Source organism: Collinsella aerofaciens (assembly GCF_015553355.1).
GTDB lineage: Bacteria > Actinomycetota > Coriobacteriia > Coriobacteriales > Coriobacteriaceae > Collinsella > Collinsella aerofaciens_V.
Genome location: NZ_JADNGN010000004.1, coordinates 1 through 19,805 on the forward strand (window position 1 = coordinate 1; position 19,805 = coordinate 19,805).

The 19,805-nt window shown below is 62.4% G+C and carries 17 protein-coding genes and 2 tRNA genes; 10 read left to right on the top strand and 9 right to left on the bottom strand.

Annotated elements, in window-relative coordinates:
- Together I2D57_RS01895 and I2D57_RS01900 are read left to right on the top strand one after the other, a co-directional pair.
- The coding region (locus tag I2D57_RS01895; RefSeq protein WP_195361287.1) for a GDP-mannose 4,6-dehydratase at positions 1-375 on the top strand (375 nt) is incomplete at its 5' end.
- Between the two features lie 121 nt (positions 376-496).
- Positions 497-1,951, top strand: coding sequence for a sugar nucleotide-binding protein (locus I2D57_RS01900; protein ID WP_195361288.1), 1,455 nt, complete (start codon positions 497-499; stop codon positions 1,949-1,951).
- 105 nt (positions 1,952-2,056) lie between these two features.
- Here I2D57_RS01900 and I2D57_RS01905 read toward each other — a convergent pair whose 3' ends face one another.
- On the bottom strand, positions 2,057-3,025 hold the full coding sequence (locus tag I2D57_RS01905; RefSeq protein WP_195361289.1) for a glycosyltransferase family 2 protein: 969 nt from the start codon (positions 3,023-3,025) through the stop codon (positions 2,057-2,059).
- A gap of 160 nt (positions 3,026-3,185) precedes the next feature.
- Here I2D57_RS01905 and I2D57_RS01910 point away from each other — a divergent pair, with 160 nt between their 5' ends.
- From I2D57_RS01910 to I2D57_RS01920, 3 genes are all read left to right on the top strand, one after another.
- Positions 3,186-4,031 carry an ABC transporter permease gene (locus I2D57_RS01910; RefSeq protein WP_233503787.1) on the top strand — a complete coding sequence of 282 codons (846 nt, stop codon included), beginning with the start codon at positions 3,186-3,188 and terminating at the stop codon, positions 4,029-4,031.
- Between the two features lie 11 nt (positions 4,032-4,042).
- Complete coding sequence (locus I2D57_RS01915; protein ID WP_022094777.1) at positions 4,043-4,810, top strand: ABC transporter ATP-binding protein; 768 nt, start codon at positions 4,043-4,045, stop codon at positions 4,808-4,810.
- A 54-nt stretch (positions 4,811-4,864) separates the two neighbouring features.
- Positions 4,865-4,941 (top strand) — tRNA-Arg (locus I2D57_RS01920).
- A gap of 103 nt (positions 4,942-5,044) precedes the next feature.
- Here the strand turns inward: I2D57_RS01920 and aroQ are convergent.
- The 8 genes from aroQ to aroF all read right to left on the bottom strand — a co-directional run bounded on the left by aroQ (position 5,045) and on the right by aroF (position 13,478).
- A complete protein-coding gene (aroQ, locus tag I2D57_RS01925; protein WP_055309849.1) occupies positions 5,045-5,482 on the bottom strand; it encodes a type II 3-dehydroquinate dehydratase in 438 nt (145 codons plus the stop codon).
- A 64-nt stretch (positions 5,483-5,546) separates the two neighbouring features.
- Positions 5,547-6,797 carry a shikimate kinase gene (locus I2D57_RS01930; protein WP_195361290.1) on the bottom strand — a complete coding sequence of 417 codons (1,251 nt, stop codon included), beginning with the start codon at positions 6,795-6,797 and terminating at the stop codon, positions 5,547-5,549.
- Positions 6,798-7,943, bottom strand: coding sequence for a prephenate dehydratase (gene pheA, locus I2D57_RS01935; protein WP_195361291.1), 1,146 nt, complete (start codon positions 7,941-7,943; stop codon positions 6,798-6,800).
- A gap of 39 nt (positions 7,944-7,982) precedes the next feature.
- The gene (aroC, locus tag I2D57_RS01940; RefSeq protein WP_195361292.1) at positions 7,983-9,080 is read right to left on the bottom strand and encodes a chorismate synthase; all 1,098 of its coding nucleotides are present in this window, start codon (positions 9,078-9,080) and stop codon (positions 7,983-7,985) included.
- 1 nt (position 9,081) lies between these two features.
- Positions 9,082-10,401 (bottom strand): 3-phosphoshikimate 1-carboxyvinyltransferase, encoded by a 1,320-nt coding sequence (gene aroA, locus I2D57_RS01945; protein ID WP_195361293.1) that lies wholly within the window; start codon positions 10,399-10,401, stop codon positions 9,082-9,084.
- Positions 10,395-11,501: a 3-dehydroquinate synthase gene (gene aroB, locus I2D57_RS01950; RefSeq protein WP_195361294.1), complete on the bottom strand. Its 1,107-nt coding sequence runs from the start codon at positions 11,499-11,501 to the stop codon at positions 10,395-10,397. Before aroB ends, aroA begins: the two co-directional genes overlap by 7 nt.
- Before the next feature lie 36 nt (positions 11,502-11,537).
- Positions 11,538-12,452, bottom strand: a complete 915-nt coding sequence (locus I2D57_RS01955; RefSeq protein WP_035138596.1) for a prephenate dehydrogenase — start codon at positions 12,450-12,452, stop codon at positions 11,538-11,540.
- Positions 12,453-12,455: 3 nt separating this feature from the next.
- Positions 12,456-13,478: a 3-deoxy-7-phosphoheptulonate synthase gene (aroF, locus tag I2D57_RS01960; RefSeq protein ID WP_035138595.1), complete on the bottom strand. Its 1,023-nt coding sequence runs from the start codon at positions 13,476-13,478 to the stop codon at positions 12,456-12,458.
- Positions 13,479-13,682: 204 nt separating this feature from the next.
- Between aroF and I2D57_RS01965 the strand changes: the two genes are divergently transcribed.
- The 5 genes from I2D57_RS01965 (at position 13,683) to I2D57_RS01985 (ending at position 19,771) form a co-directional block, all read left to right on the top strand.
- Positions 13,683-13,759 (top strand) — tRNA-Arg (locus tag I2D57_RS01965).
- A gap of 76 nt (positions 13,760-13,835) precedes the next feature.
- Positions 13,836-16,559, top strand: coding sequence for an HAD-IC family P-type ATPase (locus I2D57_RS01970; protein ID WP_195361295.1), 2,724 nt, complete (start codon positions 13,836-13,838; stop codon positions 16,557-16,559).
- Between the two features lie 103 nt (positions 16,560-16,662).
- Complete coding sequence (locus tag I2D57_RS01975; protein ID WP_195361296.1) at positions 16,663-17,805, top strand: zinc ribbon domain-containing protein; 1,143 nt, start codon at positions 16,663-16,665, stop codon at positions 17,803-17,805.
- Positions 17,806-17,912: 107 nt separating this feature from the next.
- Positions 17,913-18,455, top strand: a complete 543-nt coding sequence (locus I2D57_RS01980) for a peptidylprolyl isomerase (RefSeq protein ID WP_006236059.1) — start codon at positions 17,913-17,915, stop codon at positions 18,453-18,455.
- An 11-nt stretch (positions 18,456-18,466) separates the two neighbouring features.
- Positions 18,467-19,771: a tetratricopeptide repeat protein gene (locus I2D57_RS01985; RefSeq protein ID WP_229055572.1), complete on the top strand. Its 1,305-nt coding sequence runs from the start codon at positions 18,467-18,469 to the stop codon at positions 19,769-19,771.
- Positions 19,772-19,805: the final 34 nt, after the last annotated feature.

Genomic DNA, 19,805 nt, shown 5'->3' on the forward strand with positions numbered 1-19,805 from the left:
GAGAACGTCCGCGACTGGATCCACACCGAGGACCACTCCTCGGCCGTCTGGGACATCCTCACCAAGGGCCGCATGGGCGAGACCTACCTCATCGGCGCAAATGGCGAGAAGAACAACATCACCGTGCTGCGCATGATCCTGGAGGCGATGGGAAAGGACCCCGAGGACTTCGACTGGGTCGCCGACCGCCCCGGCCACGACCGCCGATACGCCATCGACTCCACGAAGCTCCAGCGCGAGCTCGGCTGGAGGCCGGCACACACCGACTTCGCCGAGGGGCTGAAGGCCACCATCGACTGGTACGTCGCCAACGAGTCCTGGTGGCGCCCGGCCAAGGAGGCCACCGAGGCCCGCTACCGCGCGCAGGGGCAGTAGGCCGAACCCCGGCGAACCGCACCGCGGGGCGCCCGCGCGGGGCCGCAGGGCATGGGGATGATCCTGCGTCCCCGCGCGGGCGCCCCGGTTTCCCAACCTCTTCGATAGGAGCTTTTCCCACATGGCTGACATCGCATTCGAGAAGGACCTCTCCGTCGCCGAGACCGGCATCGAGGGCCTCAAGGTAGTCGACCTCGCCGTCCACGGCGACTCGCGCGGCTGGTTCAAGGAGAACTGGCAGCGCGCCAAGATGACCGCCCTGGGCATCCCCGACCTCAGGGTCGTCCAGAACAACATCTCCTACAACGACAGCCGCGGCGTCACCCGCGGCATCCACGCCGAGCCCTGGGACAAGTTCATCTCCGTCGCCCGCGGCTCGGTCTTCGGCGCCTGGGTGGACCTGCGCGAGGGCAGCGCCACCTACGGCAAGGTCTACACGACCGTGCTGGACCCCTCCAAGGCCATCTACGTCCCGCGCGGCGTGGGCAACTCCTTCCAGGCCCTGGAGGACGGCACCGCCTACACCTACCTGGTGGACGCCCACTGGTCGCTCGAGCTCAAGAGGACCTACACCTTCGTGAACCTCGCCGACCCCGAGCTCGCCATCGAGTGGCCGATCCCCCTCGACGAGGCCACCGTATCCGAGGCCGACCTCAACCACCCGTACCTCAAGGACGTCGTCCCCATGGCGCCGAAGCGCACCCTCGTTATCGGCTGCAACGGCCAGCTGGGCCATGCGGTCCGCGCGCTGGCGGAGGAGCGCGGCGTCGCCAAGGACTTCGACTTCTGCGACATCGACACCTTCGATATGTCAGACCCGGACGCCTACTCCAAATACGACTGGTCGCTCTACGGCACCGTGATCAACTGCGGCGCCTACACCGCCGTGGACAGGGCGGAGACCCCCGAGGGCCGTGTCATCGCCTGGAAGGCCAACGCGACCGGCCCGGCCCTGCTCGCCCGCACCTGCGCCGGGCACGGGATCACCCTCGTGCACGTGTCCTCCGACTACGTCTTCGACGGCACGGCCGAGGTCCATACCGAGGACGAGCCCCTCAGCCCGCTGTCCGTCTACGGCCAGACCAAGGCCGCGGGCGACATTGCCGTGGCCGGCTGCCCCCGCCACTACGTCATGCGCAGCTCCTGGGTCATCGGCGAGGGGCACAACTTCGTCAAGACGATGAAGGCGCTCTCCGACCGCGTCGCCGACCCGGACGACAAGCTGGACCAGGTCACCGTCGTGGACGACCAGCTGGGCCGCCTGACCTTCACGCGCGACATGGCGCGGGCCATCTTCCATGTGCTGGGGACGCACGCCCCCTACGGCACCTACGACTGCACCGGCTCCGGCGCCGTGAGGTCCTGGGCCGACATCGCCCGCGCCGTCTTCGAGGCCGCCAACGGCAACGGGGACAAGGTCGTGCCGGTCAGCACCGCCGACTACTACGGCGGCGCCGGGGGACCCGTCGCCCCGCGCCCGGTCCACTCCGCGCTCGACCTTTCCAGGCTCGAGTCGGTCGGGTTCCACATGCCCGACTGGGAGGAAGAGCTTGGGGAGTACCTCAAGACGCTCTAGCCGCTATCAACTTTTCGAGAGTAAAAGCCGCCGTTCTTTAACGGCGGCTTTTCTTGTTGATGGCTATCTGCGCAGTGGTGCCAATAGTATTTTGCGGAAGATCTTTCACTCGCTTGGCGTGGTGGCGGACCTGCCGGGCTGGTCATCGTAGGCGTATTTGCTGTACACGTTGACCTCCCACTGCTTTTTTTCGACCTTTGCCACGGAATCGAGGATGAAGCCGGTCGCAAGGCTCAGACCGCACAGGAACATAAACGACGCGGCGAGCATGGCGGTGGGGAAGCGCGGAACGAGGCCGGTCTGGAAATACTCGACAACGATGGGCGTGCCCAAGGCGAGGCCGATCACCGCAAGCAGAAGCGCGACGAGGCTGAAGAACTTCAGAGGGCGGTAGTCCTTGAACAGCGTGCCAATCATCGCAACGACTTTAATGCCGTCGCTTACGGTATTGAGCTTGGACTCGGAACCTTCCGGACGGTCGCGGTACTCGATGGGCACATCCTTGATGCGCCAGCGGTGGTCGACGGCGTGGATCGAGAGCTCGGTTTCGATCTGGAAGCCCTCGGAAAGCACAGGGAAGGTTTTAACGAACGGGCGGCTCATGGCACGGTAGCCGGTCATGACATCATCGAAGCTGTAGCCATAGATCCACTTGATCATGGCACGGACCAGATTGTTGCCAAAGCCGTGGAAGGCACGCTTGTTCTCCTCGGCATAGGTGCCGTTGGAAAGGCGATCGCCTACGGTCATGTCGGCCGTGCCGCTGAGGATAGGCTCGCAGAGGGCTTTGGCCGCCTCGGCGGGGTAGGTGTCGTCGCCGTCGACCATCAGGTAGCAATCGGCGTCGATGTCGCGAAACATCTGGCGGCACACGTTGCCCTTTCCCTGACGGGGCTCAAAGCGGACCGTGGCGCCGTGCTCGGTGGCGATGCGTGAGGTATCGTCCGACGAGTTGTTGTCATAGACATAGACCGTCGCTTGCGGAAGCTCGCGGTGAAAGTCGTCGATGACTTTGCCGATCGTGAGCGCTTCGTTGTAGCAGGGGATGATGACGGCGATAGATTCAGAATTCACTCAATGCTCCTTACACATTCAATCCTTGAAAGTATAGCCGTTTGGGCTTGGCATCCTTAGATGTGGGTTAGTTCTCCAGTTTTGTTGCGCGAATCGTTTGCAGGGCCGTCGGGTCTATACTGTTCGTTTGTCAACGATTACGAGTAAAGGAGTTGCATCCGTGTCGGATCAGACAAAGCAACAAGAAGCTCGCAGTCTGCCTGCGACGTTTGCTAAGAACGAATTTGAGAAGGACGCGTTTATCCTTCGTCAGCTGGTTACCAAGGATTTTAAGATCAAGTATCGCCGTAGCGTTCTGGGCGTCGCATGGTCGGTGCTCAACCCGCTTCTGATGATGATCGTCATGGCCATCGTGTTCTCGACGATTTTTGCCCAGGGCCGCAATGGCTCGATTACGCCCGAGATGTACCCGCTGTACTTGATCGTGGGTAACGTTACCTTTGCCGTCATGTCCGAGTCTACGAACCAGGCCCTGACGTCGATCGTGGGTGCTGCCCCGCTGCTCAAGAAGGTTAAGGTGCACCGTTGGGTCTTCCCAGTACAGAAGGTGCTCTTCTCGCTGGTTAACTTTGCCTTCTCGCTGGTCGCCGTTGCCATCGTTATGCTGTGGTTCCATGTTATGCCTTCTTGGCACCTGATTCTGCTGCCGGTCTGCCTGCTGCTGCTTATGTGCTTCTGCATGGGCTTGGGCATGATGCTCTCGGCCCTCACGGTCTTTTTCCGCGACGTTATGCATCTGTGGAGTGTTGTCATCACGGCTTGGACCTATATCACGCCTATTTTCTGGACGACCGACTTTGTTGCTCAGATGCCGCATATCGTTCGGATCTTGGTGTATGCGAACCCCATGTACAACTACCTGCAGTTTATGCGTGATATCTTCCTGTTCCAGACTACGCCCTCGCTTTTGACGTTTGGTATGTGCGTCGCTTGGGCGGTCCTTGCGCTTGTTATTGGCTACACCGTGTTCCATAAGTCCGAGCGCAAGTTCATCCTCTACATCTAAGGAGTGCTGTGATGACTGAATCTGTTGTTGATTACAGCGAGCAGCCTCTGGCTGTCGAGGTCGACGACGTCACCATGATCTTTAACATGGCGTCCGAGTCGCTGACCAACCTCAAGGAGTACTTCATCAAGCTTGCCAAGCACGAGCTGTTCTTTGAGGAGTTTAGGGCGCTTAAGCACATCTCGTTCGATATTCATCGTGGCGAGGTCGTGGGTCTGGTCGGCACCAATGGCTCCGGCAAGTCTACGATGCTCAAGATTATCGCTGGCGTGCTTGAGCCTAGCGAGGGCAGTGTTAAGGTGCACGGTAACATCGCGCCGCTGATTGAGCTTGGTGCCGGCTTTGACCCCGAGCTGACTGCCCGCGAGAACATCTATCTGAACGGTGCCCTGCTCGGCTATACCAAGGAGTTCATCGACGCCAACTTTGACGGCATTATCGAGTTCGCTGAGCTGCAGAACTTTGTCGATATGCCGCTTAAGAACTTCTCCTCGGGCATGGTGGCGCGTATCGCCTTTGCAATCGCGACGATTACCGAGCCCGATATTCTGATCGTTGACGAGACGTTGTCCGTCGGTGATGTGTTCTTCCAGCAGAAGTGCGAGGACCGTATCCAGCACTTTATCCAGAGCGGCGACGTGACGGTTCTGTTCGTTTCGCACTCTATGGAGCAGGTTGAGCGCATCTGCCAGCGTGCCGTTTGGATTGAGAAGGGTGACCTTCGCATGGACGGCCCGGTTGATGAGGTCTGCAAGGCGTATCGCGAGCAGTTCAACTAGGTTATAATTACTTGCGCCTGACAGGCTTGCGCTTGCTTGGGCGTGCGGCTATTTGCTCCATTAGCTCAGTTGGATAGAGCAGGGGACTTCTAATCCCAAGGTCGACGGTTCGAATCCGCCATGGAGCACCATCGTTTATTAAGCCCAGACCGCTTGTTGGTCTGGGCTTTTTCGTTTTGTATGCTGCTTGAGCCGAGTGCGAGCAAGCCGCTACTGTTCGTTGGGGTTGGCATTTTACTTTTCGAGACGTTCCCTCAGCAGCTCCAGCGCGTGGGCGTAGCCTTGCAGGCCCTCGCCGGTGATGGTGGCGAAGCAGGCTAGGCGGGCGTAGCTCACCTGGCGGAAGTCTTCGCGCGTCTCTACGGCGCTGATGTGTACCTCGACGGCAGGGATGGCGACGGCCTTGAGGGCGTCGAGGATCGCGACGCTCGTGTGCGTGTAAGCTGCCGGGTTGATGACGATGCCGTCGACCTTGCCGTAGGCCTCCTGGATCTTGTCGACGATGCTGCCCTCGTGGTTAGACTGGAAGACCTCGACCTCGTCGAAGCCCTGTGCGGCGCCCGCTTCCTGGCAAATCTGGACCAGGCGGTCGTAGTTGTCGCTGCCGTAGATGCCCGGCTCGCGAATGCCGAGCATGTTTAGATTGGGGCCGTTGATGACGAGTGCTTTCATGGTTGCTTCCTTTGCGGTTGAAAAACCACCACAAAGGTGCCTGTCCCCTTTGTGGTGGTTTTGGTTAGAGAGCGGGTGGGAGGGTGTCGAGGAGGGCATGGGCGGTGTTGGCGGCGCAGTCGCGTGAGTCGATGATGTAGTCGGCCCAGGCGCGGTAGCGCGGCATACGCTGCTCGGCCAGCTTGTCGATGCCGTCGCGCGCGGTGATGGGGCGGCCCTTGTGGGCGAGCTCGTCGAGCTTGCGGTTGAGCATCACGATCTGGCTGTTTTGGTGCAGCAGAGGGTAGTTCTCGTCGCGCGTAACCACGCCGCCGCCGGTGGAGAGCACCAAGCCGCTGCGCTTGGAGATGTCGGCCAGCGCTGCCGTCTCCTGCTCGCGGAAGGCCGCCTCGCCGCACTTGACGATAAAGTCGGCGCAGGGCATGCCCAGGCGCTCCTCGAGGGCGCGATCGAGGTCGATGTGCTCGCGGCCCGTGAGCTTAGCGATCTGCTCGCCCACGCGGGTCTTGCCCGAGCCCGGCATGCCAATCAGGGCGATGTTCTGCTCATGGCGCGACAGGCGCTCCGTTACGTCCAGGATGCGCTCGCGCGGGGTGACCTGGCCGGTATAGCGCTCGACGGCCTGTGCCGCCTGTGCCACGAGCATCAGCAGTCCGCCGATGTAGGGGATGCCGCGGCGCTCGGCCTCGAACATCAGACCCGTGCGGGCGGGGTTGTAGACAATGTCGATGACGCCTTCGAGCGCATCGAGTCCTTCGAGCGTGCAGGGGGCGTCGGGGCAGTGGGGGAACATGCCGGCAGGCGTGCAGTTGACGAGCAGCGCGGCATCGGATTGCTGCGCGATGTTGTCGTAATTGACCTCGCTTGTGCGACCCACGGGTACGACGATGGCGCCCAGGTCGTCGAGTACCATGCTGGCCGTAGTGCCGGCACCGCCGGTGGCGCCGAGCACGAGGGCCTTCTTACTGGCAACCTCTACGCCCAGCTCCTCGACCAGGCACTGAAAACCGAAGTAGTCGGTGTTATCGCCGCGCAGGCGGCCGTCGGGCAGGCGCGTGATGGTGTTGACGTTGCCCATGCGCTCGGCGAGCGGGCTCAGCTCGTCCAGGTACTCCATGACGGCGCGCTTGTAGGGGATGGTCACGTTGGTGCCCTCCCACTCGTCGCCCGTCATAAAGGCCGCGAGGTCCTCGGGCTCGCGCTCAAATCGCACGTAATCGAGCCCAGCGAGCTCTTTGTAGATGGTTGGGGTGTAGCTGTGGCCCAACACGCGGCCCAGCACTCCGTAGGGGCGGGTTGCGGCGGTATCGGTCATCTAGAGCACCTCCGTGTAGCTGCCAAAGTAGGTGAAGCTTTCGCACACGTCGTCGATGGAATCGAGCAGGTCGTCGAGGGCCTTGCTGCCAAAGGGGCAGTCCAGATCAAAGTAGAACATAAACTCAAAATCGCGGCCGGGGATGGGGCGGCTCTCGAGCTTGATGAGGTTGATGTTGAGTGCGTAGAAGCGCTCGAGCACGCGATAGAGGGCGCCCGGCTCGTTGGCCGTGGTGATCATGAGCGAGGTGCGATTAGCGCCGGGGTAGACGCGCGGCTCGCGGCTGATGACGACAAAGCGCGTGTAGTTGTTGTCCGAGTCTTGGATATTGGGCTCCAACACCTCGAGGCCATACAGCGTGGCACAGCTGCGCGATGCGATGGCGGCAACATCGGTGCGTTCGGAGTTGGCGACCATCTCAGCCGACATGGCCGTGTTGGGGTACTTGGTGGCGCGCAGGCCGTGGTTCTCGATAAAGCCGGCGCACTGGGCAATGGCTTGGCCGTGGCTGTAGACCTCGCGCACGTCGGCGAGCTTGGTGCCGGGCTTGACGAGCAAGTTGTGGTCGATCTTGAGGCGAAGCGAGCGCACGATGTGGAAGTCGAACTGGGCGAGCAGGTCGTAGACGGCGTTGACCGAGCCGGCGGTGGAGTTCTCGATGGGCAGCACGCCAAACTCGCAGAAGCCGTCGCGCACAGCGCGCATAACGCCTTCGAAGGTCTCGAAAAACGCGATGTCGGGCACGTCGAAGAGCTTGCACGCGGCGATTTGACTGTAAGCGCCCTCAACGCCCTGGCAAGCGACGGTGGCAGTTTGAGGGAAGGGCGTGTCGGAGGCTGCAGCCGTGGCGTGGGCCTTTTGCGAGACAGTGATGCCCTTGAGTTCGTTGATGTAGCGCTGCTGCTCGGCCTTGCTCATGCTCATGAGGAGACGGAACAGGGTGATGGTCTGCGCCTCGTAGCGCTCGGGCGCGCGGCTGGCGAGGTTGTTGAGCTTGGAGCGCTCGCGGGCGGGGTCGAAGACGGCCTTGCCCATCTCGATTTTTGACTTGGCGACTTCGGTGGCAATGTCCATGCGCTCGATAAAGCTGTTGAGGAGCGTGGTGTCGATGCCATCGATGGCCTGGCGGATGTCAGCAAGGTCCATAGGGACCCCTTTCGTGAATCATTGCCCGGGGTGGGCTGGTTAGCGCTGGGCGGCGTCCTCGAGGAGGGCGTCCCAGATGGCGAGCGCCGCGGCTGCCTCGGCTACGGGGACGGCTCGGGGGACGATGCAGGGATCGTGACGGCCGTGGACCGAGAGCTCGGCATTTTCCATGGCGTCCATGTCTACGGTCTGCTGCTCGCGGCCAATTGAGGGCGTCGGCTTTACGGCCATGCGCCACATGACGGGCGCGCCGGTCGAAATACCGCCCAGGATGCCGCCGGCGTTATTGGACTCGACTTCGATCTCGCCGGTCTCGGCATCGATGCGATACGGATCGTTGTTCTCGCTGCCGCGCATGGCGGCCACGGCAAAGCCCATGCCAAACTCCACGCCCTTTACGGCGGGAATGCCAAACGCGATTTGCGCGATGCGGTTCTCGATGCCGTCGAACATGGGGTCGCCGATGCCCGTGGGAAGCCCGTAAATGCCGCACTCCACGATGCCGCCGATGCTGTCGAGTTCATCGCGCGCGGCCAGAATCTCCTCGCGCATGCGGCCGGCTGCGGCGGCGTCAATGCACGGCAGGTCGTTCGTAAGGATCGCCTTGCGGTCGGCCTCTCGATAGACCATATCGTCCATCGGCAGGTCGGAGATGCCGCCGATCTGCGCGACGTGCGCCATGACCTGAATGCCGCGGGCCTCGAGTGCCTGTAGCGCAATGCCGCCGGCGATGCATAAGGGTGCCGTTAGGCGGCCGGAAAAATGCCCGCCACCAGCAACATCGTGCATGTTGTGATACTTCACGCGCGCGGGGAAGTCCGCATGTCCGGGACGGGGCTTGCAGCGCAGCTCGGAGTAATCATTGGAGCGCGTGTTGGTGTTCTCGATAATCGCGGCAATGGGCGCGCCGGTGGTATGTCCATCGACCACGCCGGCAATGATATGCGCGGCGTCGGCCTCGTGGCGCTTGGTTGCGGTCTCGTCGCGACCGGGGGCACGACGGTCCAAAAAGGCCTGCAGCTGCTCCTGGTCAACGGCGATACCTGCCGGAATGCCGTCGAGTGAGCAGCCGATAGCGGGGGAGTGCGACTGGCCAAAGATACTCAGATGCAAGACGTTGCCAAAGGTCGAGGACATGCTATTCCTCCTCGAGCGTGACCTTGCCGCCCAGCAGGCGGTAGTGGTCAAAGAAATCGGGATAGGACTTGTTGACGGCCTCGGCGCCGTGGATCACAACTTCGCCAGTGGCGCGGCTCGCAGCGATGGCAGCCATCATGGCGATGCGGTGGTCGTTGTGCGAATCGACCTCGCCGCCAGTAAAGGCGTTGACACCCTTGATGATGAGGTCGTCGCCGGCAATGCGCACCTGTGCGCCCAGCGCGGTGAGCTCGCGGGTGGTAGTGGCCAGACGGTCGGATTCCTTGATGCGCAGGCGGGCGCAATCGCGGATGAACGTGCGGCCCTGCGCCAACGATGCCACGGCCGAGATAACGGGCACCAGGTCGGGGATGTCGTGGGCGCTCATCTCAAAGCCGGCGAGCTTGTCGGACTGCACGGTGGCGGCGTTGGTGGAGCGCACGATGCGGGCGCCAAAGCGCGAAAGCGCGGCAAGCACGTTGCGGTCGCCCTGCGCGGAGCTCAGCGACACGCCCTCCACGGTGATGGGGTCGGTGCCGATGGCGCCAGCGCACAACCAAAAGGCGGCGTTGGACCAGTCGCCCTCGACGGCCACGCTGCCGGGCGTGCGGTACGAGCCACTGCTCACGCGGAAGTTCGTGACCTCGGGCTGACCGTCCTTGGCGGGAATGCGCTCGACGTTGACCTCAACGCCAAAGGCCTTCATGGCCTGGATCGTTAGGTTGATGTAGGGGCGGCTCTCGATGAGGCCGGTCACCTGCACGCAGGAGGGCTGGACCAGCAGCGGAGCCGCCAGCAGCAGGCCCGAGATGTACTGCGAGCTCACGTTGCCCGGCAGCACAAAGGTGCCCGGGCGCATGCGGCCGCTCGTCTTGAGCGGAAAACCGCCCAGACCCTGCAGGTCGCAGCCGGCGGCGATGATTTCGTCCGAGAGCGGGGAGAGCGGGCGGGCGCCTAGGCGACCTTGGCCCACAAAGGTGGCCTCCGCACCCAGCGCACAGGCGACAGGCAGCATAAAACGCAGCGTGGAGCCGCTCTCGCCGCAGTCGAGCGTGCCACCGGTAAGGGCCTTGAGCAGGCCAAACTCAACGCTCTTCATAGTGGGGTGGACCTGGAAGCCGTCCTCGGCGGTCTCGATGCGGGCGCCGAGCGCCGTGAGGCAACGCACCGTGGCCTCGATGTCGGCGCAGGTGGTGTTGCAGGTAACGTGCGTCTCGCCGTTGGCAAGCGCAGCGCAGATGATCAGGCGATGCGCCATCGACTTGGACGCGATGGCGGGAACGGTGCCCTTGAGCGGGGACGGGGTAATGCGGGCTAACATGCGGAAGCGTCTCCCTTCTGGCCGAGGCCCTCGGCAATCAAATCGTGGAAGGTGGAAAGCGGCATGCGGTCGATGCTGCAGCGGCCAATGCCGTGCGGAATCACCAGGTCGATGGTGTCGCCCGCGCGCTTCTTGTCGTGGAGCGCCTCGGCAAAGACGGCATCGGCATCTAGGTCGCAGCGGGTCTTGAGGCCATGGCGGGCGCAGAGTTCCTCAATACGATCGGGCAGTGCAGCATCGCAAATGCCGTGCAGGGCCGCGGCGCGCGTGATGATGCCCATGCCGATCGAAACGCAGTTGCCGTGTCCGAGCTCAAAGTGCTCGCAGGCCTCGACGGCGTGTCCGGCGCTGTGTCCAAAATTGAGGAGCTTGCGCTGGTTGGTTTCGCGCTCGTCGGCGACGACCACGGCGCGCTTGATGTCGATATTGCGGGCGATGATGAGCGCTACGCGGGCCACATCGCGGTTGAGCAGCTCCAGCGTGAGCGGGGTCTTCTCCAGCTCGGCGAAAAGCTCCGGGTCGGCGATCACGGCGTGTTTCACAACCTCGCCGCAGCCGTCGGCGAACTGCTCGGGCGTGAGGGTGGCCAGGCACCCCACGTCGGCGATAACCACGCTCGGCTGCCAAAAGGCGCCGGCCAAGTTCTTGCCGGCAGCCAGGTCGATGGCGGTCTTGCCGCCCACCGACGAATCCACCATGGCGAGCAGGCTCGTCGGGATCTGCACAAACTTGCAGCCGCGCATGTAGGTCGCGGCCACAAAGCCCGCCACATCGCCCACGACGCCGCCCCCGAGTGCCACGATCACGTCGGAGCGCGAAAGCTCGTGCTCGGCCACAAACTCCAAAATGGCAACATAGGTTTCGGCGCGCTTATGGGCCTCGCCGGCCTCGAAGGTGCAGATGCTCACCTCGTAGCCTGATGCCTCCAGGCTCTGCTTAACGGGCATCTGGTAGAGCGGGCCTACGTTGGTGTCCGTCACGATGACGGCCTTGGTGCCGCCGGCAGTGGCGCGCACGAGCGGTCCCGCCTGCTCCAGCAAAAAAGTGCCAACATGCACCTGGTAGGGGCGTGCGGTGTCGATATCGATGGTAATCGCCATAAGCTTCGGTCCTTTCGACCTGGCGTGATAGGTGGTCTAGTGGGAGGCCTCGTCGTCGAGTGCGCGCTTAATGCGGTCGCCCTCGGCAAGGAGATTCTCCAGATAGCGCTGGTCGCGGTTCTTGAGCGCACGGCTGTAGGCGCCAAGCGACTCGATCAGATGGTCGATCTCGAAGGCGAGCGCGTCGGCGTCGTCGATCATGAGCTCGGACCACATTTGCGGGTTGAGGTGCGCCACGCGGGTGAGATCGCGGTAGCTACCGGCCGAAAAGCCGTGGTGGACCTGGGCGGTGGGGCTTTTGACGTAGGCGTTGGATACCACGTGCGCAAGCTGGCTCGTGAAGGCGATGACGCGGTCGTGCTCGGCGGCGCTGGTCACGCTGAACTTGCCAAAGCCCAAGGGGCGCACCATCTCGCGCACCTGGCCCAAAAGCTCCAGCTTGAGCGCATCGTCTACCGCGGGCGGTACGAGCACCAGCGGGGCGCCCTGGAACAGGTCGGCACGAGAGTTAGCGTAGCCCGAGAACTGGGTGCCCGCCATGGGGTGCGCGCCCACAAAGTAAAAGCCGTGCTCGCGGGCAAGCTCAAAGGCACGTTCGCACACGATGCCCTTGACGCCCACCGTGTCGATCACCACGGGGCCCATGATGGCGTCGGTGTCGGTGGCGTCGGCGAGCGCCTTGGCGTGCGTCTCGAGCCACTCGATGCATGCCTCGGGGTAGCAAGCCAGGACGATGATGTCGCATTCGCCGAGTGTCTTGTCGTTGAGCTCTCCGGCGACAGTGCCCATGCTGGCGGCCGTCATGACATCGTCATCGGGGTCCCAGGCCAGCACGCGGACGCCCGCCTGTGCATAGCCGCGGGCAAAGCTACCGCCGATGAGGCCAAGGCCGACGATGCCGGCGCACTTGGGGCCGCCCTGGTTAACGCGCGCGTTTCTCACCGTACCCATGGGCTACTCCATGGTCTCTTGGCAGACAACCTCGCGGATGGCTCGGATGCGGCGCATGGTGTCGTCGAACTGATCGGGGGTGAGGGCCTGGGCGCCGTCGGACCAGGCGCGGCTCGGCTCGTCGTGGACCTCGATCTCCAGGCCGTTGGCACCGCAGGCGGTCGCGGCGAGCGCCATGGGCTCGACGTAGCGGGTGTAGCCGGTGGCGTGGCTGGGGTCGGCGACGACGGGCAGGTGCGACAGGTGGTGCAGCACCGGCACGGCGTTAAGGTCGAAGGTGTTGCGGGTGCGGGTCTCGAAGGTGCGGATACCGCGCTCGCACAGGATGACGTTGTCGTTGCCCTCGCTCATGATGTACTCGGCTGCCATAAGCAGCTCGTCGATCGTGCCGGACATGCCGCGCTTGAGCAGAATCGGGGTCTGGGTCTTGCCGACCTCCTTGAGCAGGGGGAAGTTCTGGGCGTTGCGGGCGCCGATCTGCATGACGTCAATCTTCTTGTCAAGGAAGACCTGCACGTCGCGCGGGTCCATGATCTCGGTGACGATCGGCATGTCGAGCTCGGCAGACGCCTCGCACAGCAGGTCGAGGCCGGCGGGGCCCATGCCCTGGTAGGCGTAGGGGGAGGTGCGGGGCTTGTAGGCACCGCCGCGCAGCATCGTGGCGCCGGCGGCCTTTACGCGGCGTGCGATGCGAATGAGGTTCTCGCCCTCGACGGAGCAGGGGCCGGCGATGACTTGGAACTGGTCGCCGCCGATCTTGACGCCGTGGCCGCAGTCGATGACGGAGTCCTCGGGGTGGAACTTGCGGTTGGCACGCTTAAAAGGCTCGGAGACGCGCTGCACGCGCTCGACGACATCCATGGACTCGAGCAGGAACGGGTCGATCTTGGTCGTATCGCCCACCAGGCCGATGATGGTCTCGTTCTCGCCGCGCGAGACATCGGTCTTCAGGCCTTTTTTCTCAATCCAGCTGACGATATGGCCGACGGCCTCGTCGCTGGCGCTTTGCTTTAGAATTGCAATCATGGTGTGCCTCTCACCTCGATGGATAACCCTTGCAAAAACGGCCCGCATCGCGAGCCGTGTATATATGGTGCATGAGAGTTTATACTATCTGACTCGCTTTTGCCTTCTAAAGTGGGCCGTTGCACCGCGTCTTCCTCGGAATTGCAAAGCTTTTTCTTTTTTTTTGATAGCCCGTGGCGCACTTGGGTATAATGCCAAACGTTGGCCCTATTAGCTCAGGGGATTAGAGCGTCTGCCTCCGGAGCAGAAGGCCGTTGGTTCGAATCCAACATGGGGCACCATCGAACGTAAGACCGTCCGAACCTCGCATGGTCCGGGCGGTTTTTCTTATACCGACGCGACGTGATGGGACGTGGTATGGCAGCAACGGATATCGAGCGCGGACTCTCAACCGCCGAGGTCGAGGAGCGCATCGCCGCCGGTAAGATCAACCGCAACATGGAGCTCAAGACCAAGTCGGTCAAAGAGCTCATCATCGAGAACCTCTGCACGCTGTTCAATTTGATCAACGTGATCTTGGCGTTCCTGGTCATTTTGACCGGTTCGTTTAAGAATCTGACGTTCCTGTTCGTGGTGTTCCTCAATACCGCTATTGGCGTCATTCAGTCCATGCGTTCCAAGAAGATGGTCGATAAGCTCACGCTGCTGACCTCCAAGAAGGCCATCGCGGTGCGCGACGGCGTCGAGGTGGAGCTCGACTTGGACCAGATCGTGCTCGACGACATCATCCGCCTGGGGCGCGGCGACCAGATTCCCGCTGACGCCGTGGTGGTTTCGGGTGAGGCGCTCGTGAACGAGAGCCTGCTGACGGGCGAGAGCGACCTTATTAAGAAACAGCCCGGTTCTGAGCTCATGAGCGGCAGCTTTATCGACTCGGGCCTGCTGCGCGCCCGCGTGATTCATGTCGGCGCCGACAACTATGTGGCCAAAATTAATAACGAGGCCAAGTACGTCAAAAAGGTCAATTCCGAGATCATGAACGCGCTTAACGCCATCGTGCGCTTTGCGAGCATCATCATGATCCCGCTCGGTTTGGCGTTGTTTGCCTCGAGTGTGAGCGAGCTGTGGGATGCCGCGGGAACCCCGGGCGATAGCGCGCTTTCGTGGTGCTTCTCCGAGCTGTTGGCTGGCCATGTGCCTTCGTCGGCGCTTCTGTCCACGGTGGGCGCCCTGCTGGGCATGATTCCGCAAGGCTTGGTGCTGCTGACCTCGTCGGTGCTCGCCATCGCCACGGTTCGCCTGGCCCGCCGCAAGGTGCTGGCGCAGCAGCTCTACTGCATCGAGACGCTCGCTCGCGTCGACGTGCTGTGCCTGGACAAGACGGGCACCATCACGTCGGGCTGCATGGAGGTCGAGGGCACGTATCCGCTGCCGGTTGAGGGCGTTAGCCTAGGCGCCGGCTCGGACGAGGCGGTCGTTCCCGCCGATACCACGGTGCTCGATTTTGCGCTGGCTAACGTCGCGCGTGCGACTTCGGCCGATGCCAACGAGACCTGCCAGGCGCTGCTCAACTATTACGCCGATCGCCCGGTCGAGGTGTCTGAGCCGCTGTCGGTCATTCCGTTCTCGTCCTCCAAAAAGTGGAGCGGCGCGTCGTTTGCGCAGGGCTCCTATGTGATGGGTGCGGCGCAGTTTGTGCTCTCTGATCGTGTGTTTCCGCAGGTCGAGAACCGTGTCGCCGAGCTTGCCGATACCTGCCGCGTGCTCGTGGTGGCGCGCGTGGACGGCTTTACGCCCGATGGCGATATGGTGGGCGAGGCCGAGCCCGTGGGCTTTGTGACCATCCGCGACGAGATTCGTACCTCGGCGGCCGAGACCATCGGCTACTTTAACGAGCAGGGTGTGACCCTCAACGTGATCAGTGGCGACGACCCGCGTACGGTGTCGTCGATCGCGCGCGTGGTGGGCGTGCCGGGGGCGGACGCTTATGTGGACGCCACGACGCTCGATACGCCTGCCAAGCTCGATGCCGCAGTGGACCGCTACCATGTCTTTGGTCGTGTGACCCCGCAGCAGAAGCGCGAGCTCGTGCAGGCGCTCAAGCGCCGCGAGCACACCGTGGCCATGACGGGCGACGGCGTCAACGACGTGCTGGCGCTCAAGGAGGCCGACTGCTCCGTCGCCATGGCGGCCGGCTCCGATGCCGCGCGTAATGTGGCCGAGATCGTACTCGTCGACAACGACTTTGCCTCGATGCCCGCCGTGGTGGCCGAGGGCCGTCGCTCCATCAACAACCTGCAGCGTTCGGCCTCGCTGTTCCTGACCAAGACGCTGTTCTCGATGGGGCTGGCGGCGCTGTGCATTGCGCTGCCGCCGTACCCCTTCGAGCCCATCCAGATGACACTCATCAACTTCTTTTGCATCGGCGCGCCGGGCTTTGTGTTGGGCCTGGAGCCCAACAATGCTCGCATGAAGGGTGCGTTTTTGACGAATGTACTCAAGCGTGCACTGCCGGCGTCGATTGCGGTCATTCTGGCTGCGGCGCTCGATATCTTTGTGGCGCGCGTGTTTGGCTTTAGCCAGCTCACGCTGTCTACGATGTGCCTGCTTACGTCGTGCGCGGCGAGCGTCAGCCTGATCTGGCGCATCTCGCAGCCTCTCACGCCCCTACGTGTGGTGCTTTTTGTGTTTGTAGTAGCCGGCATCCTGGTGGGCGTTATCGGATTCCCGGAGCTGCTGTCTATTGCCAACCTGTCGATGGGCCAGATGGTTATCTTGGCTGTCATCGTGGTCTTTACCTGCTCGGTGTTCTTTAAGCTCGCCACGATGATGGATTCGCTCAAGCCGCGTCGTCGTCGTGCCGCAACTGGTTTTGGCCGCGGTGTGCGCGTCCGCCTGGGTCGCGGTGGCGGCAAGGTGAGCTCGACGGGCTCGACGGCCGAACGTTTTGCCAAGCGCGTCGCCGCCGACATGGCGCAGCGCCGCGAAGATCGCACCGCTCGCGAGGCCGAGGCCCGTGCACTCGAGGGCGTGGCTCAGGCCCAGCCCAAGAAAAAGAAGGGTACCGGAGCCAAGCGCTCTCGCGTGACCAAGTCCGCCCAAGGCATCAAAGTCTCGATGCCAAGCAAAAAGAAGAAGTAGCTACGCGCCCTGCCGATGTTGAATTGGTGCCTTGTTCCTGTGGGGCCGTGGCGATGTTATGCTCTAACCTCGATTGTTTGAATTGCTTCGAAAAGAGGATGCCGTGATCTGCCCGCATTGCCTTAAGACTATCGAGGACGGCGCCTCGTTTTGCCCCTACTGCAACGCCTATGTGGGTCCGGGCGATGGTCCCGAGCACACCGAGTTCGTGTTCTGTGAGGGCTGCGGTGCCCGTCTTTCTCCGCATGATCGCACGTGCCCAAAATGCGGACGCCCTGCTCCGGGTATCCTCTCCGAGGACGCGGCCGCATCCGACCTGGCAGCGGGCCGCACAGCGGGCTTTCCGCGCCTAACGCAAGAGCAGATCGATACCGAGGTGCCTCATGCGCCCGCCTCGGCTGCCGCGGTTCTTTCGGACGCCGCCGATCCTAACGAGACCTGCGTGCTGCCGGCTTTCGATAAGGATTTCGGTATCCCCAAGGTCGATATTCCCACGCCCGTTTCCCTGCATGACGATGCTCAAAAACCCAAGCGCAAGGTGCATCCCGACGAGGACGCCTATCACAAGCACAAGCGTCATATCCCCAAGCCGCTCATCGTCATCGCGGTCCTTGCCGTCGTTTGCGGCGGTGCCTATTGGTTCGTGACGGCCGATCCCATGGGTGTCATGCCTGCCTTCTACGACCAGTTTGGCCAGGCTGCGCAGACGACCTTCCCCACGCGCCAAAAGGGCGAGGCGACTGAGGACGATACCAAGCAAGACGATTCTGCCGAGGTGGTCCAGGAAGAAACCGTGCTGACCGATGATCGGCTCTATACCAGGCTCGACGGTCTGTATCAGACCATCGTGTCCTACGGTGACGAGGACCAGATCGGCGAGGTCATCGATTCCTTTAACAACGGTTATCTCCGAACGCCGCTGTCCACCCGTCAGGAGCTGTCGCAGAGTGCCTACGCCCTGCGCGACCAGATCAAAAAGACGCAAGATGAGCTCAACAACCTTAAGTATCAGGACGATACGGTCTATGCGGACGACATCGCCCACTTAAAGCAGCTTGCCGAGTGGATGTACGAGCGTGTCGACGTGATCTGCCAGAGCTGGGATATCTCGCTGGCCATTCCTGATGGTGAGTCGATGAGTTCCCACCAAAGCGAGATCCTGGCGCCCATCGCGCAGAGCGGCAACAGCGCGCTGAACCAGTACGACGCCAATGTGGGCTCCTGGAAGCCGCAGCAGCGTTCCTAAAATTAGTTCGCCATAGTCGGCATAACCTACGTGCGCAATTGATGTAAGCGCATGCTTATTGCTACAATTCGTACAAATATGCTTTAAACGCACGAGGAAGGAACCACATGTTTGGTTTTAAGAAAGAGCTCTACACGCCCGAGTATCAGCTTGCCGGCGACGAGTGCGCCGTTATCGAGACGTCGAAGGGTACCATCAAGGTCAAGTTTGACGGTGAGGGCGCTCCCATTCATGTCGCGAACTTCTGCGAGCTTTCCACGATGGGTTTCTATGATGGCCTTAAGTTCCATCGCTATGTGCCCGGCTTTGTCATTCAGGGCGGCGACCCCAATACCCGCGATATGTCCGGCGCCGACGTCGCTGCCGGTCTTGAGGGCCCTGACGGCATGCCCGGTACCGGTGGTCCCGGCTACTGCATCAAGGGCGAGTTTGCCACCAATCCGCGCAACAGCCATGTCGATGGTGCCCTTGCCATGGCACGCTCCATGGACCCCGATTCCGCGGGTTCGCAGTTCTACTTCTGCCTGGGTGCCCAGCATAACCTCGATTCCGGTTACACCGTCTTTGGTACCACGGTCGAGGGTCTCGATGTGATTTCGCAGCTGCGTGCCGGCGACGAGATCGTCCATGTCGAGATCGTTCACGAGTAAAGGGGACTTCCTTGAATAGCCAGCTGATCCAACAGGGCCGCGCCGCTTACCGCGCGGGTGATTTTTCCGCTGCAGCCCAGATGCTTGGGGCGGCAAAAACTCCCGATGAGATTATGGGCGAGGCCGATCACCTTCGTGGCAACGCCTTGATGCACCTGGGCATGTATGCCGAGGCCGCCGAGGCCTACGCCGCTGCCCTCAATGACGGCACCTACGGCAAGCGCGGCGCGCTGCTCACCAACCGCGGCAAGGCACTCGCCGCCGTGGGCGACTACACGACGGCCGCCCAGGCGTTCTCTGCTGCTACGCAGGATGCTTCCTATGCCACGCCGTTCAAGGCCTATCTGGGCCTGGGTAACGCGCTGTTCCAGTCGGGCGACTATGCCAACGCGGGTACTGCCTTCCGTCAGGCTGCCATCGACGGCGCCAATCCGGCTCCTGCCGCCGCACTGGGCGAGCTTGGTCGTTGCTTCATTAAGCTTGGCCGTCCGGCGGATGCCGTGGAGACCTACCGCACGGCTATCGACTTTGCCGGCCCCCGCGACGACACGCGTGCGCTCAACGCCGGCATGGGTCAGGCGCTTTCTGCCGCCGGCCGTCCCTCCGACGCACTCGACGCCTTTAACGCCGCTACTGCAGATGGCATCTACCAGCTCACCTCCGAGCAGGCCGATGAGCTTGCCCGCGTGCACGATTCGCTTGCCGCGCTGTCTGCCCAGACGGCTATGGCCACGGCTCCGACGCCCGCGATGGACGCTCCTGCCGTCGATCCGCTCGATCCTACGGGCGCGACCGGTCAGTTTATGCCCGATCCCTCGGACACCGGCTTCTTTACGCTGTCCGAGTCCGAGATGGTCCAGCAGGACCGTCAGGATCGTAAGCAGGCCAAGGTCCGTCGTCGCCATCGCCACACGGGTCTCAAAGTCTTCATCGTGCTGCTTCTGCTCATTTTGATCGCCGCGGGCGGTCTGGGCTTTGCCTACACGCGCGGCTTTGGCTTCCCGTCTCAGGAGTCTGTCGTTTCCGATCTGTTCCAGGCTGCCGGGGACGGTGACACCGCAAAGGCCGAGTCTTGCCTGGCCTCGAGTCTGTCCGAGGACGCCAAGTCGATGATCATCTCTTCGATTCCGCAGGGCGCCACCGTGTCCGTCGAGGGCATGGATCAGTCCATGACCGAGACGACCGCTAAGGTGAAGGCATCGCTGTCCAAGGGCGGCGAGCAGGAGTACACCGTCAAATTCGTGCGCTCCGACAACCATATCGGCTGGGCCGTTTCCTCGCTCGATATGGATTTCTCGGCTGCTGACAACCAGTAGTGACCTTATGAGATTTAGCTTTGCCCGGCGCTTC

What these genes read in the sequence shown, in the direction of transcription:
- aroC (WP_195361292.1), bottom strand. Translation starts at nt 9,080, where the DNA reads ATGTCCTCGACCTTTGGCAACGTCTTGCATCTGAGTATCTTTGGCCAG.
- I2D57_RS01930 (WP_195361290.1), bottom strand. Translation starts at nt 6,797, where the DNA reads ATGACCGATACCGCCGCAACCCGCCCCTACGGAGTGCTGGGCCGCGTG.
- aroB (WP_195361294.1), bottom strand. Translation starts at nt 11,501, where the DNA reads ATGGCGATTACCATCGATATCGACACCGCACGCCCCTACCAGGTGCAT.
- I2D57_RS01980 (WP_006236059.1), top strand. Translation starts at nt 17,913, where the DNA reads ATGTTTGGTTTTAAGAAAGAGCTCTACACGCCCGAGTATCAGCTTGCC.
- I2D57_RS01970 (WP_195361295.1), top strand. Translation starts at nt 13,836, where the DNA reads ATGGCAGCAACGGATATCGAGCGCGGACTCTCAACCGCCGAGGTCGAG.
- I2D57_RS01955 (WP_035138596.1), bottom strand. Translation starts at nt 12,452, where the DNA reads ATGGGTACGGTGAGAAACGCGCGCGTTAACCAGGGCGGCCCCAAGTGC.
- aroA (WP_195361293.1), bottom strand. Translation starts at nt 10,401, where the DNA reads ATGTTAGCCCGCATTACCCCGTCCCCGCTCAAGGGCACCGTTCCCGCC.
- pheA (WP_195361291.1), bottom strand. Translation starts at nt 7,943, where the DNA reads ATGGACCTTGCTGACATCCGCCAGGCCATCGATGGCATCGACACCACG.
- I2D57_RS01915 (WP_022094777.1), top strand. Translation starts at nt 4,043, where the DNA reads ATGACTGAATCTGTTGTTGATTACAGCGAGCAGCCTCTGGCTGTCGAG.
- aroF (WP_035138595.1), bottom strand. Translation starts at nt 13,478, where the DNA reads ATGATTGCAATTCTAAAGCAAAGCGCCAGCGACGAGGCCGTCGGCCAT.
- I2D57_RS01900 (WP_195361288.1), top strand. Translation starts at nt 497, where the DNA reads ATGGCTGACATCGCATTCGAGAAGGACCTCTCCGTCGCCGAGACCGGC.
- aroQ (WP_055309849.1), bottom strand. Translation starts at nt 5,482, where the DNA reads ATGAAAGCACTCGTCATCAACGGCCCCAATCTAAACATGCTCGGCATT.